Genomic DNA, 18,254 nt, shown 5'->3' on the forward strand with positions numbered 1-18,254 from the left:
ATGAAACTGACCTTAGGAGGATCTCGCTATGAACGGAGAAGATAACGATGTGGTTCCTCAACGTCCTGAGGACAAACCGGAGCATGCGGAAGCGGATGGCGAAGCAGCCCCCACGAACGAGGAAGAGGTTCAGGATACGATTTCCGATCTGGAATTGAATGAGTTGATTGAGAGCCTATGCTTAAGCAAGGTTGAAGAATTCGTATTGCTCGGATATGAGCATGTTACCGGCAAAGACATTTGGGATTGTGTGAGCGATCGATACCGCAAAACGGGAGTCCCTTCCCTTCATCAAATCGTAAATGACATTTTATCGCTGAAATCGACACAGTTCATGAACTGGATGACGATCAGTATGTATAAAGGAGCCCAATTCTAAGAATAGGGCTTATTTTTTGTTGAAACGGCTTAAATTGACTCGATTTTCAGACCTGTATATAATAGGCATATTGAGTATCGAAGGGAGACAAGCAAGAGATGCTGGATTGGAAAAGAATCTCGTTCTTTTTTCTAACGGTTGTTATTGTTCTCGGCGCAATCGGAGCAACAAGCCCTAGACTTGTAGAACGAATCAAGCTTGGTTTGGATTTAAAAGGCGGGTTCGAAATTTTGTACACCGCAGAGCCTTTGACAGCTGGGCAGCCTTTAACGAAGGAAACGCTTACTCAAGCGGCGGAAAGTCTTGCGAAGCGGGCTGACTCCCTGGGCGTAGCTGAGCCTGAGGTCTATCCGGAAGGATCGGACCGCATCCGCGTGCGGCTTGCCGGCGTGGAGAATGAAGAAGAAGTGAGAACGCTGATGTCCAAGCCGTCTGTTCTTACTTTCAGAGGACCGGACGGAACCGTCTACATGAACGGTACGGACTTCGTCGAGAACGCAGCCAAATTGAGCTACGATCCGAACACGAAGCAGCCGATCGTAGAAATCAAGATGAAAAGCAGAGAGAAATTCAAGGAAGTAACGACGAAACTGGTAGGCAGCACGTTGTCGATCTATCTGGACGATCAACTGCAATCTACAGCAGCGGTTAACTTCCCGATTGACAGCGATTCCGCAGTAATAACACAAACGAGTGTAACGGAAGCGACCAAAGTAGCGAAAATGATTAACTTAGGGGCCATGCCGCTGAAGTTAACCGAGAAATATATTCAGCGTGTGGACGCAACGCTGGGACAAGCATCCTTGCATGAAACAGCGCGTGCAGGCCTCATCGCCTCCATTCTGATCTTCATTTTCATGTTGTTCTACTACAGAGCCCCTGGACTGGTAGCGGCATTCACGCTGATTACTTATATCTGGGTGCTGCTCGCGATCTTCGACTTCATGAACGCAACGTTAACCTTGCCGGGTATTGCGGCTTTGGTGCTCGGGGCCGGTATGGCCGTCGATGCGAACATTATTACATATGAACGGATTCGCGAAGAGATCCGCGCAGGCAAGAGCATTCTCTCGTCCTTGAAGGCGGGCTCCAAGCACTCCTTCCGTACGATCATGGATGCGAATGTCACGAACTTGATTGCCGGTATCGTTCTGTATTACGTAGGTAACGGCGCGATTCGCGGGTTCGCCGTCATCACCATGCTCAGTATCGTCATTAGTATCTTAACGAACGTCATATTCTCGAGATGGCTGCTGCACCTGATCATTCGAGGCAACTTGCTGAAGAAGCCAAGTTATTTCGGCGTGAAGGAGGCAGAAATCCGTGGACTCTAAGAAACGGTTTGATTTTGTAAATACGCGCAAAACCTTTTTCAGTATTTCCATTGCGTTATTACTTATCGGTTTGGTTATGATGCTGGTTTCGGGAATGAATTTCGGCGTCGACTTCAAAGCCGGAACGAATATCGATCTTGTCGTCGGCAAGCAGCTGGACAAAGCCAAAGTGGATGAGATTATGAAGGGCCTTACGACGAGCGGGGAAGTGAAGTCGCACTACGCGGATCCGACCATCGGCGGTAACAACAGCGACCGCGTATCGATCCGGTTCGACGATGTGTTGACCGACGCTACCGTCAATGCGATCCAGAAAGCTTTCGCAACGGCTTACGGCACCGAGGTTTCCAAGGAAATCAACACGGTCGACCCGCAGCTGGCCAAGGAATTGCTGTTAAAGGCCGTCTATGCCGTAGCCATCGCCAGCGTACTGATTTGCGTGTACGTGAGCATCCGCTTTGAATGGCGATTCGCGATTGCCGCTATTATTGCCATTCTTCACGATGCGTTCATGGTTATCGCGATTTTTGCGATTTTCCGTCTGGAAGTCAACCTTCCGTTCCTGGCCGCAGTTCTGACGACGATCGGTTATTCCATCAACGATAAGATCGTTATTTTTGACCGTATTCGCGAGAACTTGCGGTTCGCTAAGCTCAAAACGGACGAGGATCTGGTGAATCTCGTGAACGACAGTATTTGGCAAACGATGGCCCGGAATATTAATACGGTTCTCGTCGTATTGATCGCGGCAGGCTGTTTGTATATTTTCGGTAGCGAATCCATCAAGCTCTTCGCGCTTGCGAAGCTGGTCGGTCTGACAAGCGGTGCTTATTCGTCCATCGTCATTGCTTGCTCACTCTGGTACCTCTTGAAAAGAAAATCGCTACGCAGTTCTAAAAAGAAAGCAGCAGCGTAATAACCATAATAACCGGCCGCGTGAATGTTGCGCGGCCTTTGTATCCGTTCAGGGGGAGTGTCAACGGTGAAAGACGAGCGTTTTCGGAAGACGGAACTGGCAGTATGGGTAGCGATCTCAGGCAATGCAGCGCTTGCTTGTCTGAAAGGGATCCTTGGTGTCATGACGCAAAGTCAAGCATTGCTTGCTGACGCGGCGCATTCAGCCGCAGGGGTGGCAGGTTCATCTGCTGCATTAGTTCGACTAAGATCAGCTGGACGTTCACAGGAAGATACGAATCCTGGCGGGTTCGATCAGAGAGCTGCGGTTACAACGGTCCTCATCGCCCTGTTGATTCTGATTGCGGGCATCGAGATGGGGTTCTCCGCCGTCAAATCCTTGTGGACGCCGGCGGCACATACGTCCAAGACCTATGCGCTTGTTGCAATCGGCATTTCTCTGTTGTTGAAGGAAATCATGTTTCAGTACACAACCAAGCTTGGCCAAGCCATCGAATCGCCGGAAATAATTGCCAATGGCAGGACGCACCGTTCCGATATATACTCTACTATTGTGGCTTTGATCGGGGTGTTTGGCGCCAGCGTCGCTAATCTGCTCGATATCTCGATCTTCTATTACCTGGATCCGATAGCTGGAATCATCATCTCTCTTATGATCCTGAGAATGGGGTATGCCCTCGTGAAGGAAACTTTACATACGAAGAAGGACTACGTCCTCCAGCAGGAGGATGCGGACGATTTGCTTGCCGTCGTTCAGTTGATCAAAGGCGTCATTACCGTTGACGACCTGAAAGCCAGAGAACAGGGCCACTATGTGGTTGTGGAACTCAAGATCAGCGTGAATCCCCGTGTTTCCGTCTGGGAAGGTCATGAAATTTCCAAAAAAGTTAAGCAGCAGTTGATGAAACGATTCCATCATATTTCGGAAGTGCTTGTTCATGTCGCGCCGTATGATGCGGGTTATCCCTATAAACATGCAACGGATGCAGAGCTTAACGATCTGCCTTCCGTTATTCACTAAAGAAGTTGTAAGGAGGACACGACCCCGTGCTAGCACCAAAGGCAAGATGGAGCATAGGTAATGCCGACGAGATGCTCATAGAAACTTTCGTGCGCGAGCTGCAGATCGACCCGCTTGTGGCCAGGTTGCTTGTTCTTCGAGACATTCGCACCTTGGCGGAGGCCGAGCAATTCATGCATGGCGGCATCCGCTACTATCACGATCCGTATTTGCTTGACGATATGCGCCCGGCTGTGGAGCGCATTCGCCGAGCGCTGCAGAACAATGAATTTATCCGGGTGTATGGAGATTACGATGCAGACGGCGTAAGCAGCACCTCGCTGATGTATCATCTCCTCCGAGGCTTGGGCGCACGGTTCGATACGTATATCCCGCACCGCATTCGCGAAGGCTATGGTCTGAACCGGCCGGCGATGGATTTGGCCAAAGAACAAGGCGTTGATCTGTTAATTACCGTCGACACGGGCATAAGCGCCGTAAAGGAAATTGCCTATTGCAAGGAGCTGGGGATCGACGTCATCGTAACGGATCACCATGAACCTCCTGAGCAGCTGCCGGAAGCTTTGGCGGTCATTAACCCCAAGAAGCCCGGCTGCCCGTATCCCTTTAAGCATCTCGCAGGGGTGGGCGTAGCCCTCAAGCTGGCGCATGCGCTGCTGAATAGACTGCCGGAAGAGTTGCTGGAATTCGCCGCACTCGGGACGGTTGCCGATCTTATGCCGCTGACCGGAGAGAACAGGCTGATCGTCAAGATGGGCTTGCAGCGCATGCAGGAGTCGGCGTATGCAGGCTTTCGCTCGCTGATCGGCGTTTCCGGCATTGAGCGCAAAGAAGTTACGGCCGGGCACATCGGCTTCTCGCTTGCCCCGCGAATCAACGCAAGCGGCCGGCTGGAAGCGGCGGACATCGCAGTGAAGCTGCTCACGACCTCGGATGACCGGGAAGCGGAGCAAATTGCGTTCGAATTGGATATGTTGAATAAAGAACGGCAGCTGATCGTTGAAGAGATGGTCAAGGAAGCATTCGTACTGGCTGAGGAGCAGCAGGCCAAGGGCCTCGATAAAGTCATCGTTGTCGCGAAGGAAGGTTGGAACGTCGGTGTTGTCGGGATCGTCGCTTCCAAAATCGTGGAACGATTCTATCGGCCGACTTTGGTTCTCAGCATAGATCCGCAAACAGGAATGGCCAAGGGCTCGGCTCGCTCCATCGCCGGCTTCGACCTGCATAAGGCGCTGACGGCGTGCGAAGAATGGCTGGACCACTACGGCGGCCATCAAGCGGCTGCCGGGATGAGCCTGAGCGCCGTACATTTGGACGCTTTCGCACGTAGAATGAATGAGCTGGCAGCGGCTGCATTAACCGAGGATGATTACATACCGCTGCTGAAGGCCGATGCGGTCTGTTCCCTGCATGAGGTGCCTATTGCGAGTATCGAAGGTCTGGATAAACTGGCGCCATTCGGTATGGGGAATCCAGCCCCTAGATTCATGTTCACGGAATTGCAGCTGAGTGAAGTCCGGACCATGGGGAAGGAGAAGCAGCATTTGAAGCTCGCGCTCTCCCAAGCGAAGGAGGAGGTCAGCTGCTCGGTGGAAGCCGTCGGCTTCGGCAAGGGAAGCCTGGCCGGATTCATCGCTCCGATGGCCAAGGTCGACGTACTCGGCGAGCTGTCGATCAACGAGTGGAACGGGGTGCGCAAGCCGCAAATCGTCATGCAGGACCTGCGAATCAGGCATATGCAGCTCTTTGATTGGCGGGGAGCCGGACAGCTCAGCGCGAAGCTGGATATGCTCCGGAGCGCGCTTGCCGCCGGCACCGCCGGCAGCGAGCCGCCGCCGCCGGCGATCGTACTGTTCGACGAAGCGGACGAAGGCGCTTATGCGTCTACGGCGTTTCAAATCGGAGACGCAATTCCTTACTGGGTCGTTCAAGACAGCGGGCCGTTGCGGCCTGGGAACGAAGCGGCGCGGAGATGGCAATTCGCCCGTATGCAGGATGTCGTTCTGTATACACTCCCTAGGAGCCTTGCCAGCTTGCAGAGCGTTCTGCGGCAGGCTGAGAGCATGATGCGCTGTTATCCCGTATTCGCTGAGCTTGGACCGGATAGCGGCAGTACGCTGCCTTCACGGGATATGTTCAAAATGATGTACGGCACCTTGCAAAAAGAAGGGCAGCTCAATGTGCAGGATGCAAGGCTGCTGGCCGCATTCAGCAGACGGTCCGGTTTATCGCCAGCCATGATCCATTTTATATTATCCGTCTTTGAAGAATTGGAATTTGTCGAGAGGCAGGGGGCTTTAGTTAAGCTTCAACCGTCTCCGGCCAAGAGAGATCTTACGGCATCACGTTTGTACCAACACCGGATGCAGCGGCAGGAAGTGGAATCCGTCGTTATGTATTCATCCGCGAAGGAATTGGAGCAATGGATGTCTGAACATATAGATACAGTAAACCAAACATTGGAGGAAATCATATGAATTTCAAAGATTACATTCGCGTCATCCCCGACTTCCCGCAACCGGGCATCCGGTTCAAGGACATCACGACTTTGCTGCAAAACGGCGAGGTGTACAAACAAGCGATCGACCAGCTGAGAGTCATGGTCCAAGAGAAGCAGATCGATGTGATTGCAGGTCCCGAGGCACGGGGCTTCGTCATCGGCGCACCGCTCGCTTACGCGCTTGGCGTGGGCTTTATTCCGATTCGCAAAAGCGGCAAATTGCCTGGCGAAACGATCGAAGTGGACTATGCCCTGGAGTACGGCAAAGACAAATTGGCGATGCACAAAGATGCCATTAAACCGGGTCAAAAGGTGCTGATTGCTGATGATCTGCTGGCAACCGGCGGAACGATTCAATCCTCCATCGATCTGATCAACCAGCTTGGCGGGGAAATCGTCGGAGCAGCGTTCCTGATTGAGTTGTCCTATTTGGAAGGCCGCAACAAATTCAATGGCATCGACGTCGTTTCCTTAGTTCAATATTAATAATTGGCGGGGGCTGTCCCAAGAGTCATGCATATGGCTCGGGGAACAGTCCCGTTTTCTTATAATGGCTGTCCGTGATCTTGGAGATGGAACCGAGATATTTGCAAAGAATGAAAGCGGTTATATGGCGAAATGATGGTTTTTGTCGAAAGTCTGACGCCCAATAGTTGACGCGGAGCCTGCCTTGAAGGCATAATGAATAAAAATCAGTATAGATCTTTTTTTAAAAATACAACCTTTAAAGGGAATGGGTAGATGCATGGGTATAGAGCAGCTGTTGGAGAAGGCAGCCACCTATCTGAAGGAGAATGATTTGCAGAGGATTCGGGAGGCCTATGAATTCGCGGATGAAGCCCATCATGGCCAAGTGCGCAAATCGGGGGAGCCCTATATTCTGCATCCGCTCGCTGTAGCAGATATTTTGGTGAACATGCAGATGGACGTCACTTCGGTCATTGCGGCACTCCTGCATGATGTCGTTGAAGATACAACGGTTTCATTAGAAACTGTACTAGATAAATTCGGGAAAACATGCGCGATGCTCGTCGATGGTTTGACGAAGCTCGAGCGGATTAAGTTCAAATCCAAAGAAGAACAGCAGAACGAGAACTACCGCAAAATGTTCGTCGCGATGGCGCAGGATATCCGCGTCATTCTGATCAAATTAGCGGACCGTCTGCACAATATGCGCACGTTGAAGTACCAGTCCGAAGAGAGCCAGCGCCGCATCGCGGAGGAAACGCTGGAAATTTTCTGCCCGATTGCGCACAGACTCGGGATCTCCACGATCAAGTGGGAGATGGAGGATATCGCCCTTCGTTATTTGAATCCGCAGCAGTATTACCGGATCGTTAACCTGATGCAGAAGAAGCGAACCGAGCGCGAGCAGTATATAGAGGACGTCATCCACTCCATTAAGGAGAAGCTGGAAGAAATGGGCATTCAGGGGGATATCTCCGGAAGACCTAAGCATCTCTATAGCATTTATAAGAAAATGAGCTCCCGCGGCAAGCAGTTCAATGAGATTTACGATCTCATGGCGCTGCGCGTAATTGTCGACGGTATCAAAGACTGCTACGCATCTCTGGGGATTATCCATACATTGTGGAAGCCCATGCCGGGACGGTTCAAGGATTACATCGCGATGCCCAAGCCGAATATGTACCAGTCCCTCCATACGACGGTTATAGGTCCTAAGGGGGAGCCGCTGGAAGTGCAGATTCGGACTTGGGAAATGCACAAAACGTCCGAGTTCGGTATCGCCGCACACTGGGCGTATAAGGAAGGCGGCTCGATCGTTCCAGCCGGCACCTTCGAAGACAAAATGAGCTGGTTCCGCGAAATTTTGGAGCTGCAGCAAGAGACAAGCGATGCCTCCGAATTCATGGAGTCGATGAAGATGGATTTCTTCTCCGACCTTGTTTTCGTCTTTACGCCGAAAGGCGAAGTCATCGAGCTTCCTGCCGGGTCGGTGCCGCTCGATTTCGCTTACCGGATTCATACCGAGGTCGGCAACCGTACGATTGGCGCTAAAGTCAACTCCCGTATCGTCCCATTGGATCATAAACTGAAGACCGGGGATATTATCGAGATCTTGACTTCCAAGCATTCATACGGACCTAGCCAGGATTGGATCAAAATTGCCCAGTCTTCGCATGCCCGCAGCAAAATTAAACAGTGGTTCAAGAAAGAGAAGCGCGAGGAGAATGTCGAGAAAGGCAAAGACATGATCGAACGCGAGCTCAAACGGCTTGCCATTGACCCGCCAACGCTGATGAGCGATGAGAAGCTGCTCGAAGCGGCGAAGAAATACAATTTCAACGATATTGAAGATATGCTGTCGGCTGTCGGCTTCGGCGGCATTACCGCCGCACAGATATGCACTAAGCTGACGGAGAAGCTGCGCCGGGAAGCGGAAGAAGCGCAGGTGCTGCAGCTTACGACCGAGGTGAAGGAAGTCAAGTCGCCGGCTGCGGAGCGGAAGGGCCGTCCGACGAACGGGGTGCGGGTGAAGGGCGTCGACAACCTGCTGGTGCGCTTCGCCCGCTGCTGCAATCCGGTCCCGGGCGATTACATTATCGGCTACATTACGAGAGGTCGCGGCGTCTCCGTCCATCGTTCGGATTGCACGAACATTCCGACGAGCATGGGCGAGGAGGAACGGGTCATCGAGGTCGAATGGGCGGAAGCGGTGGAATCCAATTTCAACGTCGAAATTGAAATTACGGGCCATGACCGCCGAGGCTTCCTGAACGAGGTGCTCCAAGCCGTTTCCGAAAGCAAAACGATGATTTCGGCCGTATCGGGCCGTTCCGATAAAAATAAAATGGCGACGATTCATATGACGATCCTGATCAAAAATATCGATCATCTGCAATCCGTCGTCGAGAAAATCAAACGTGTGAAAGACGTATATTCCGTGCAGCGCATCATGCAAAGCTAAGCTGACCGCTGCACGCGCGTGTAAGGAGATTCAGGACGCTTATGAGAGTTGTTGTTCAGCGGTGCAAGCGCGCCGAAGTCACCGTGAGCGGTGAAACCGTCGGCCGGATTGGCGAGGGCTTAATGCTGCTGGTCGGCATTACGCACGAAGATACCGAACAGGATGCCAAATATGCAGCCGATAAAGTAGCTGGCCTTCGTATTTTTGAAGATGAGTCCGGCAAAATGAATTTGTCCGTATTGGAAACAGGCGGGCACATCTTGTCCGTGTCGCAATTTACGCTGTATGGCGATTGCCGCAAAGGGAAGCGTCCCAATTTCATGGCGGCGGCCAGACCGGAAGTGGCACAGCCGCTGTATGATCAATTCAATGAGCTGCTGCGTGCGCAAGGCCTGGTGGTGGAGACCGGAGCCTTTGGCGAGATGATGGACGTTTCTTTGACGAACTGGGGTCCCGTTACTCTGATTATCGACAGCAAATGAGCGGGCACTTATGCCCTTTCGATTAATTCATTTGCCTGCTGGGTATACTGTAACTGTAGATTCTTGCAGTTAGGAGCATCCAGATGCGTCAATCCATGAAGCAACAGATCATGACGGCACCAGTACAGCAGCTGCTGCACACCACGATCGCTGAGCGGATCAGTCAAGCCCCGGCTCTCGCCGACGTGGAGATCAGCGCCGAATTCACCTCCGAACAGGAGAAGCTCAAAAGCATTCCGAAAAAATCGTACCGGTAAATCCATAAAGCCCGCGTGCTGCCAAGCAGTGCGCGGCTTTATTTGTTTCCGGCAAAATTTCTATATACCGGTAAAATGTGATAAACTAACAAGTGATATTTTGAGCTGAAAAAATTATCGACTGCTGGCGAAGCTTAGCGAACCTCTGGAGGGAAGGCGGCGCGCAAGCAGGAGACAAGGTGGGTGCTTTGGTTTTAATGGCTAATGGAAATCGTAACAACGCCACTTCCAAAGGTTGGCTTTGGTTGATGGGAACCTTGATTCTGCTAGCGGTGCTGGCTGCTGCAGCATCCCTGTATTATCAATACAAACATCATACAAGCAGCGGACATAGCAAGGAAAAGCAGGAGCTTGAAGAAGTGAAATCGGTGAAAAAGGCGAAGGATGCGTATGACGTTATCGTCGTCGGTACCGATCCTGAAGGGGTTGCGGCAGCCGTTTCTGCGGCTCGCAACGGGTTGAACACTTTGCTTGTCGACGGCCGCAACCGGGAAATACTCGGCGGGCTCATGACACTCGGCTGGATCAATTCGATCGATATGAATTATAGCCCGAACAAGAATCTATTGGGGAAAGACGATGTGTTTAACAAAGGCTTTTTCTCCGAATGGTACGCCAAGATTGAAGGTGATTCCTTCGACGTCAATACGGCAGCCAATGCTTTCTATGATTTGGTTAGAAATGAGTCGAATATCGATCTGCTGCTCAAAACGAAAAAGATCGAGCCTCTGCTCTCCGAAGATAAGAAGAATGTACAGGGCGCAACGATCACGCTTGAGAACGGCAGCACGCAAGTCGTCAAAGCCGGGTCTGTGATCGATGCGACACAGGACGGTGATTTCGCCGCGGCGGCCGGCGTACCGTTTACGATCGGTCACGAGGACATTGGCGACCCGAATTCCAAGATGGCCGTAACGCTGGCCTTCCGACTGAAGAACGTGACGCCTGAGGTGTGGAACCTGATGGCTACCCGCTTGAACGGCGATAATAATCCCGATACTGGTGTGAATGAAGTTAGCGTGTTCGGCTACGGGGAGATGAGCAAATACCCGCCAGTGAACAAGGAGCGGGCCAAGATGCGGGGCTTCAATATGGGGCGACAGAATGACAATACGGTCCTCATCAACGCTTTGCAAATTTTTGGCGTAGACGCTTTTGACCCGAAATCGGTGCAAGAAGCTTTTGATATCGGCAAAAAAGAGCTGCCTAGCATTTTGGCTTACATGCAGAAGACATTCCCCGAGTTTGCAAGCCTTGAGCTGGATGGCTCGGCGCCGGAGCTGTACGTGAGAGAAACGCGCCATATGCAGGGAGAATACAGGCTTAACATTGTCGACGTGTGTACGAATGCCGACCAGTGGGACCGCATCGGCTTCGGCTCTTATCCGGTTGATATTCAGCGGATTTCGCCGACGGATTCCGGTACCGTCGTTTGCAAGCCGAAACAATACGCCGTTCCTTTCCGCAGTCTGGTGCCTAAGAACATAGACGGATTGCTTGTGGTAGGCAGAGCGGCCAGCTACGATACGCTGCCTCATGGCAGTGCGCGCGTGATGCCTACGGGCATGGCGGAAGGAGAAGCTGCTGGAGCCGCGGCCATGTTTGCGAAGCAGGAGAAGATGACGTTCCGTCAGCTGTCGGCTTCGAAGGACATGATCGCCAAGCTGCAGGAGCAGCTCAATAAGCAGGGGATGGAGATTCATCCGATTACGCTTAAGCCTCAGCCGTTTATGGAACATAAAGCGTATGAGGGGCTGAAGACGGCGCTTATGCTCGGATTGGCATCAGGAGCGTACGACAACAATTTCCGTTTGGACGACGCGGCGAATCCGAAGCGCATGGTGAATCTTGTGAGCGGAGCCCGCAAAATGAAACCGGATGCTTTCAAAGGCGACGTGTCGCAGGCGATTGCGAAGATGGACAATTCGGACAAGCTCCCATTGTCACTCGAGCAAGCGGCCTTTACCATGACACAAGCATTGGGCATCGCGGCTGAGCCGAAAGATGCACAAGCGAAGCTGGCGGCGAACAAGCTGCTGACAGACGCAACGCTGAACCTGATTGCTGATAAACAAAAGTTAACGAATGCAGATACGTACATGATGATTAGAGATTTGAAGGTTGGTCTAACGGGCAAGCCTTAGAGAACACAAATAAGAGCCTTATGACGCCGCAATTGGATGGGCGGTAAGGCTCTTTTGCTTTTCGAAGCTTGTGGAAGTTTTGATGACTGCGCTTACAAAATTCAGTCTGCCTCGGCTGCATCCTCTTCGGCTTCAGCAGATTCTTCCGCTTCTTCTTCCGCTTCTTCTTCCGCAGAATCTTCACTATCCGCTTCGGCTTCCTCCTCAGCTTCGACTTCCTCTTCGGCATCCGCTTCTTCTTCCGCTTCGACTTCCGCTTCTTCCTCTGCTTCTTCGGCTTCCTCAGCAGCTTCCGAATCCTCAATGGCCTCTTCTTCGGCTGCTTCGTCGGCTACTTCATCTTCGGCTTCGGCTTCGGACTCCTCGGAGAAGAGCACCACTAGATCTTGCCGTTCTTCTTGAAACTCGTTTTGTGTTGTCATTGTTACAGCCTCCTGATGATAAATTCAAGGCCATTTGCCTTGTTGTACATGTATATGTTGCGAGAAATTCGAATATACGGGGGGAAACAAATGAAAATGCTTGAAAATTCAGGAGTATCGCTGTAATGAAATTGTAATCATTTTTTCATATGCCTTTAATCAAGCAGGGATATAATAAAAGTCGACCCCCTTTAATTTATATATTGTCTAGAGGCCTGCCGCCACGTGCTGCAGGCTATTTTCTTTGCATAGCAAAACCGCCGCTAATCAGCGGCGGTTATCGATTTATTTTGACATTAGAGCGTCCAGGGAGTAGTCACCGGCACCAATCAGCGCTACGCCAAGGGCAACGGCGATCAAGAGCAAATTGTACTCATAACCGTTGGAAGAAGCCCAATAGCTTTTGCCGTGTACCTTCACGATCGCGACCAGCATAGTAAGTATAATAAGGGCAGCGCCGAGCGGTGTCCAAAGGCCTGCGGCGAAGAGCAAGCCACCGGCAATTTCCGCGAGTCCCGCAAGAACGGCCATCGTCACACCGGGCTTAATGCCGATCGATTCGAAGAAGCCGCCCGTGCCCTTGGGACCGTAGCCCCCGAACCAACCAAATACTTTCTGCGTACCGTGCGCCGCAAATGTTAAACCTAACACCAAACGAATAATAAGAAGACCTAAAGCCATCACTAACAACTCCTCTTAAAATAAATTTTATTTAATTACTTACTTTATGTTAGTATATTATTACGCAATACTTACTTTTGTCAAGCGACTATGTTAAAATTGTTTATAAGGAGATGATTTATATGGAACACTATCAACTGTGCCCTAAATTCGAGAATGCTTTTGAACTTCTGGGAAAACGATGGACAGGACTTATCGTTCATGTCTTGATGACCGGCCCGAAGCGGTTTAAAGACATTTCCGTTCTGATCCCGAGCATGAGCGACCGGATGCTTTCAGAGAGATTCAAGGAACTCGAGGCTGCAGAGATCATTGTCCGACATGTGTACCCGGAAACCCCGGTTCGTATCGAATATGAACTGACTGCCAAAGGAAGAGGTCTTAAGCCCGTGATGGACGAGTTGCAAAAATGGGCGGATTCTCATTAAATGAATCAAGAGACAATTGTCGAATAGGCGCATAATGCTTGACTTTGCTTCTGGCAATGTTTACAATAAACAATAATTCAATACCTTTGTGATCCGTTGAAGGGATAAAGTATGTCGCCCCCACATTATCAGAGAAGGAAGTCCAGGCTGCGAGCTTCCAATGATGAGCGAACGAAAAGACCTCCCCGAGGACTTGCTGGGAACGGCAGATCGGCTTCCGTCGATCGGTCTAGTAGCGGCAATGCGTTTCGCGGGCGTTAACCGTAAAGTGCAGATTGTGTCCCTCCATGCTGTGAGCAGGAGCGCATAATTGGCTGAATGTGGGTGGTACCACGGGTGAATTTGTTAATCAAATCTCTCGTCCCTGGCGAATGTCAGGGGCGGGGGATTTTTTTGTTATTGATGAGATAAAGGGAGGTTGAACACATGAGCATTCAGAAGCCGAAAGGCACACAGGACCTTCTGCCCGGTGAAGTCGAGAAGTGGCAGTACCTGGAGAACAAAGCGAGAGACTTGTGTCAAAGATTTAATTACAAAGAAATTCGGACACCGATCTTCGAAAGCACGGAACTGTTTTCAAGAGGGGTTGGCGAAACGACCGACATCGTGGAGAAAGAAATGTATACCTTCATGGATAAGGGAGACCGCAGCATTTCGTTGCGTCCTGAAGGTACGGCAGGTGTCGTGCGGGCTTATGTCGAGAATAAGCTCTACGGGGTACCGGATGTTACCAAGCTGTATTACGTAGGTCCGATGTTCCGCTATGAGCAGCCGCAGGCCGGAAGATATCGCCAATTCCACCAGTTCGGCATCGAAGCTTTCGGATCCGTCGATCCCAGCATGGACGCCGAAGTGATCGCTCTTGGTTATACGTTCTATAAAGAAATCGGTCTCAAAGACGTCACGGTCGAAATTAATTCCGTCGGTACGCCTTCGGTAAGAACGGTTTACCGCGAGAAATTGCAGGAGTTTTTCGCACCGGTGAAAGATAAGCTTTGCAAGGACTGCCAGTCCCGTTACGACAGAAACCCTATGCGTATTCTTGATTGCAAAATCGATCAAAAGTACGGCGAAGGCGCACCTGAGATTCTGGATTACCTGGATGAAGAATGTTCCACACACTTCGCTCAAGTGAAAGAACATTTGTCTGCAATGGAAATTCCATACCGGGTGAATCCCCGTCTCGTTCGCGGTCTTGATTATTACACGCACACCGCGTTTGAGTACAAAGCCGCCGGCATTGGCGCCATCGATACGATTGGCGGAGGCGGACGCTACAACGGCCTCGTGGAACAAATCGGCGGCCATGGGACCGATCAACCGGGTGTCGGCTTAGGCTTGGGCCTTGAGCGCATTCTTCTCGTGCTCCAAGCGCAGGGCGTGGAAATTCCGAAGCCGGAGCCGCTGGATGTTTACTTGATTGGACTTGGCGCTGCGGCGGAGAAAGAAGTGACGAAGCTGCTGCAGCAGCTGCGTATCCAAGGGCTTAAGGCGGAGAAAGATTACCAAGGCCGCAAAATGAAGGCGCAAATGAAATCCGCGGACCGTCTCCAAGCGAAATATGTGGCGATTCTCGGGGACGATGAATTGGCTCGCGGCGAAATTACGCTGAAGCAGATGGAAACCGGTTCGCAAGTTACGGTGAGTTTAGTGGACCTGGGCTCGAATGCCGCAAAAACACTATTCGAATAAATGTTGTATAACTACTTATGAGGAGGCAATACTATTATGATGCTCAAAACACATCATTGCGGGCAGCTGACGAAAGCCCAAGTAGGACAGACTGTAACACTAAACGGGTGGGTGCAAAGAAGACGCGACCTAGGGGGCGTTCTATTCATCGATCTTCGCGACCGCAGCGGACTTGTCCAAATTGTTTTTAACCCTGATTTCTCTGGAGATGCACTGGCGATTGCCGACCGTGCACGCAATGAATATGTGCTCGCCGTGAAAGGGAAAGTTGTAGAACGCGATCTGGAAACAGTGAACAAAAACATTCCTACAGGCGAAATCGAAGTGCAAGTAACTGAAATTGAAATCATGAACGCTGCCAAAACGCCTCCGTTCTTCATTGAAGACGGTGTTGAAGTGGATGAGGCCGTTCGTTTGAAATACCGTTATCTGGACCTGCGCCGTCCGGAAATGCAAAAAACGTTGATGCTGCGCTCCAAAGCGTCCAAAGTGTTCCGTAATTTCTTGGACGATCAAGGATTCATTGAAGTCGAAACGCCGATTTTGACGAAAAGCACGCCGGAAGGCGCACGCGATTACTTGGTGCCGAGCCGTGTGCATCCAGGCGAGTTTTTCGCGCTGCCGCAGTCTCCGCAAATTTTCAAGCAGCTGTTAATGGTGAGTGGTCTTGAACGCTACTACCAAATCGCACGCTGTTTCCGTGATGAGGATCTTCGCGCAGACCGCCAACCGGAATTTACACAAGTCGACATCGAGACTTCCTTCCTGTCCCAGGATCAGCTTCTGGACATTCTGGAGGAGCTTGTCGTTAACTTGATGAGAGAAACTGCGCAAGTGGAAATTCCTCGTCCTTTCCAACGCATCACGCATGCCGATGCTATGGCGAAGTACGGCTCCGACAAGCCGGACCTGCGTTTCGGACTGGAGCTTCAAGATGTGTCGGATATCGTTGAAGCTTCCGGCGTTCAAGTATTTGCGAATGTAGTCAAAGGCGGGGGCCAAGTGAAGGCGCTGAACGCCAAAGGCTGCGGTACTTGGAGCCGTAAAGAGATCGACGACCTGCTGCCATTCGCGGCGCGTTACGGGGCCAAAGGCTTGGCGTGGATTCAAGTGAAAGACGGCGAGTTCAAAGGGCCGATCGTGAAATTTTTCAGCGAAGCGGAGATTGCCGCTTTGACAGAGCGTCTGGGCGCTGAGGAAGGCGACTTGCTGCTCTTCTCCGCAGACAAGAAGAAAGTTGTAGCGGACGTACTCGGTAACCTGCGTTTGAAAATCGGCCGCGACCTCGGTTTGATCGACGATACGCAATTCAAATACGCATGGGTTGTTGATTTCCCGCTGCTTGGATACGACGAAGAAGCCAAACGCTATGTAGCGGAACACCATCCGTTCACGCGTCCGAACGAAGAGGACATTCATCTCTTCGATACGGATCCGGGCCAAATCCGCGCTCAAGCTTACGACCTTGTCTTGAACGGGTACGAAGTGGGCGGCGGTTCGATGCGTATTTATAAGCGTGAGGTTCAAGAGAAAATGTTCGCAGCGCTTGGCTTCTCCAATGAGGAAGCATGGGAGAAATTCGGCTTCTTGCTGGAAGCGTTCGAATATGGAACGCCTCCGCACGGCGGTTTCGCTTTCGGTTTCGACCGTTTGGTCATGCTGATTACAGGCCGCAACAACTTGAGAGAAACGATCGCATTCCCGAAAACGGCGAGCGCGACAGACCTGCTGATGGATGCGCCGGGAACTGTCGACGACAAGCAGCTCGAGCAGCTGTCGATTCGCTTAGCGCTTAAGCAGCCTGCCAAAGCCTAAGAACCATATTAAGAGGAAGTGTTACCATGCTTCATCAATTTTCTCGGACAGAACTTGCCATCGGCCCTGAGGGCCTGGAAGTGATGAAGAACAGCACCGTCGCGGTACTCGGTATCGGCGGTGTCGGCTCCATCGCTGCCGAAGCGCTGGCGCGGACCGGTGTCGGCCGCTTGATTCTGATCGATAAAGACGTGGTTGATATCACGAATATCAACCGCCAGATTCATGCGCTGATGACGACGGTCGGTCAGCCGAAAGCGGATTTGATGCGCGACCGCATCAAGCTGATTAATCCGGAATGCGACGTCATCTCGCTGCGGATGTTTTATACGGAGGAGACGTATGAGGAAGTATTCGCGCATCATATCGATTATGTGCTTGATGCGAGCGATACGATTTCGTACAAAATTCATCTGATCAAACAATGCTTGGAGCGGAAGATTCCGATCATCTCCAGCATGGGAGCCGCCAACAAGATGGACCCCTCGCAGTTCAAAGTTGCGGATATTTCCAAAACGAGCATGGACCCGATCGCCCGCGTGGTGCGGCAGAAGCTGCGCAAAGAGGGCATCAAGAAAGGCGTTAAGGTCGTATTCTCGACCGAGGAGCCGATGAAGCCGCGTGAGGACGTCACGCAGCAAATCGTGCCGGCGAATGCCCCGGAGATTCGCAAAGCGAAGCAGCCTCCGGCGAGCAATGCGTTCGTTCCTCCAGTAGCCGGACTCATTATGGTGAGCGAAGCTGTGAAGGATTTGCTGGAGAGCGGCTTGAAGAAGTAGGTTTGAAGATGAACGGATGCCCTGAGCGGATGCCCTTGGGCATCCGTTTTTTTTTGCTTTATGCGGGCGGGGCAGGGAGGCAGGAAGACAGGAAGACAGGAAGACAGGAAGGCAGGAAGGCAGGAAGACAGGTAGGCAGGAAAGCAGGAAAGAAGAAACAGGAAGACAGGAAGATAGGAAGTCAGGTAGGCAGGAAAGCAGGAAAGAAGAAACAGGAAGACAGGAAGACAGGAAGACAGGAAGACAGATGACTGACAGAACGAAGGAACGGCGGAGGGCAGGGGTGGCAGAATGCGGGGGGCTAGAATGCGGAATGGTAGAGTGACGGAGTGGCAGAATGAGGGAGGACAGAATGGTGAATGGCAGAGTGGCAGAATGAGGGAGGACAGAATGGTGAATGGCAGAATGGCGGAATGAGGGAATGGTAGAATGGTAGAATGGCGGAGTGGCTGAATGGCAGAATGGCAAGCAGGCGG

Annotated in this window: 18 protein-coding genes; 16 read left to right on the top strand and 2 right to left on the bottom strand. The window is 51.6% G+C overall.

Features of this window, described 5'->3' with window-relative positions; genetic code table 11:
• Positions 1-28: 28 nt before the first annotated feature.
• The 10 genes from J2X61_RS17465 (at position 29) to J2X61_RS17510 (ending at position 11,961) form a co-directional block, all read left to right on the top strand.
• Entirely contained in the window at positions 29-379 is a 351-nt protein-coding gene (locus J2X61_RS17465) for a post-transcriptional regulator (RefSeq protein ID WP_310189447.1), read from the top strand.
• 101 nt (positions 380-480) lie between these two features.
• Positions 481-1,713, top strand: coding sequence for a protein translocase subunit SecD (secD, locus tag J2X61_RS17470; RefSeq protein WP_274470933.1), 1,233 nt, complete (start codon positions 481-483; stop codon positions 1,711-1,713).
• Positions 1,703-2,629 (top strand): protein translocase subunit SecF, encoded by a 927-nt coding sequence (gene secF, locus J2X61_RS17475; RefSeq protein ID WP_274470664.1) that lies wholly within the window; start codon positions 1,703-1,705, stop codon positions 2,627-2,629. The genes secD and secF overlap by 11 nt, the downstream gene beginning before the upstream one ends.
• A 66-nt stretch (positions 2,630-2,695) precedes the next feature.
• A complete protein-coding gene (locus tag J2X61_RS17480) occupies positions 2,696-3,649 on the top strand; it encodes a cation diffusion facilitator family transporter (RefSeq protein WP_274470662.1) in 954 nt (317 codons plus the stop codon).
• A 26-nt stretch (positions 3,650-3,675) separates the two neighbouring features.
• Positions 3,676-6,126 carry a single-stranded-DNA-specific exonuclease RecJ gene (gene recJ, locus J2X61_RS17485; protein WP_274470661.1) on the top strand — a complete coding sequence of 817 codons (2,451 nt, stop codon included), beginning with the start codon at positions 3,676-3,678 and terminating at the stop codon, positions 6,124-6,126.
• Positions 6,123-6,635 carry an adenine phosphoribosyltransferase gene (locus J2X61_RS17490; protein WP_274470660.1) on the top strand — a complete coding sequence of 171 codons (513 nt, stop codon included), beginning with the start codon at positions 6,123-6,125 and terminating at the stop codon, positions 6,633-6,635. The genes recJ and J2X61_RS17490 overlap by 4 nt, the downstream gene beginning before the upstream one ends.
• A 259-nt stretch (positions 6,636-6,894) precedes the next feature.
• Positions 6,895-9,078 (top strand): RelA/SpoT family protein, encoded by a 2,184-nt coding sequence (locus J2X61_RS17495; protein WP_274470659.1) that lies wholly within the window; start codon positions 6,895-6,897, stop codon positions 9,076-9,078.
• Positions 9,079-9,119: 41 nt separating this feature from the next.
• A complete protein-coding gene (gene dtd, locus J2X61_RS17500) occupies positions 9,120-9,560 on the top strand; it encodes a D-aminoacyl-tRNA deacylase (protein ID WP_274470657.1) in 441 nt (146 codons plus the stop codon).
• Between the two features lie 83 nt (positions 9,561-9,643).
• A complete protein-coding gene (locus tag J2X61_RS17505) occupies positions 9,644-9,817 on the top strand; it encodes a hypothetical protein (RefSeq protein ID WP_274470656.1) in 174 nt (57 codons plus the stop codon).
• A gap of 197 nt (positions 9,818-10,014) precedes the next feature.
• Positions 10,015-11,961 (top strand): FAD-dependent oxidoreductase, encoded by a 1,947-nt coding sequence (locus J2X61_RS17510; RefSeq protein WP_310189452.1) that lies wholly within the window; start codon positions 10,015-10,017, stop codon positions 11,959-11,961.
• A gap of 101 nt (positions 11,962-12,062) precedes the next feature.
• Here the strand turns inward: J2X61_RS17510 and J2X61_RS17515 are convergent, their stop codons facing one another.
• Positions 12,063-12,383 carry a hypothetical protein gene (locus J2X61_RS17515; protein ID WP_310189454.1) on the bottom strand — a complete coding sequence of 107 codons (321 nt, stop codon included), beginning with the start codon at positions 12,381-12,383 and terminating at the stop codon, positions 12,063-12,065.
• 285 nt (positions 12,384-12,668) lie between these two features.
• Positions 12,669-13,064, bottom strand: coding sequence for a DoxX family protein (locus tag J2X61_RS17520; RefSeq protein WP_274470652.1), 396 nt, complete (start codon positions 13,062-13,064; stop codon positions 12,669-12,671).
• Positions 13,065-13,186: 122 nt separating this feature from the next.
• Here J2X61_RS17520 and J2X61_RS17525 point away from each other — a divergent pair, with 122 nt between their 5' ends.
• From J2X61_RS17525 to J2X61_RS17550, 6 genes are all read left to right on the top strand, one after another.
• Positions 13,187-13,492 carry a winged helix-turn-helix transcriptional regulator gene (locus J2X61_RS17525; RefSeq protein ID WP_274470651.1) on the top strand — a complete coding sequence of 102 codons (306 nt, stop codon included), beginning with the start codon at positions 13,187-13,189 and terminating at the stop codon, positions 13,490-13,492.
• Positions 13,493-13,655: 163 nt separating this feature from the next.
• Positions 13,656-13,802 carry a hypothetical protein gene (locus J2X61_RS17530; RefSeq protein WP_310189456.1) on the top strand — a complete coding sequence of 49 codons (147 nt, stop codon included), beginning with the start codon at positions 13,656-13,658 and terminating at the stop codon, positions 13,800-13,802.
• 116 nt (positions 13,803-13,918) lie between these two features.
• Positions 13,919-15,184, top strand: a complete 1,266-nt coding sequence (gene hisS / locus J2X61_RS17535) for a histidine--tRNA ligase (RefSeq protein ID WP_274470650.1) — start codon at positions 13,919-13,921, stop codon at positions 15,182-15,184.
• Between the two features lie 36 nt (positions 15,185-15,220).
• The gene (gene aspS, locus J2X61_RS17540; RefSeq protein WP_274470649.1) at positions 15,221-16,999 is read left to right on the top strand and encodes an aspartate--tRNA ligase; all 1,779 of its coding nucleotides are present in this window, start codon (positions 15,221-15,223) and stop codon (positions 16,997-16,999) included.
• Between the two features lie 26 nt (positions 17,000-17,025).
• The gene (locus J2X61_RS17545; RefSeq protein ID WP_274470648.1) at positions 17,026-17,778 is read left to right on the top strand and encodes a tRNA threonylcarbamoyladenosine dehydratase; all 753 of its coding nucleotides are present in this window, start codon (positions 17,026-17,028) and stop codon (positions 17,776-17,778) included.
• 2 nt (positions 17,779-17,780) lie between these two features.
• On the top strand, positions 17,781-18,029 hold the full coding sequence (locus J2X61_RS17550) for a hypothetical protein (protein ID WP_310189458.1): 249 nt from the start codon (positions 17,781-17,783) through the stop codon (positions 18,027-18,029).
• The last annotated feature ends 225 nt before the right edge of the window (positions 18,030-18,254 follow it).

Source organism: Bacillus sp. 3255 (assembly GCF_031456485.1).
Taxonomy (GTDB): domain Bacteria; phylum Bacillota; class Bacilli; order Paenibacillales; family NBRC-103111; genus Paenibacillus_E.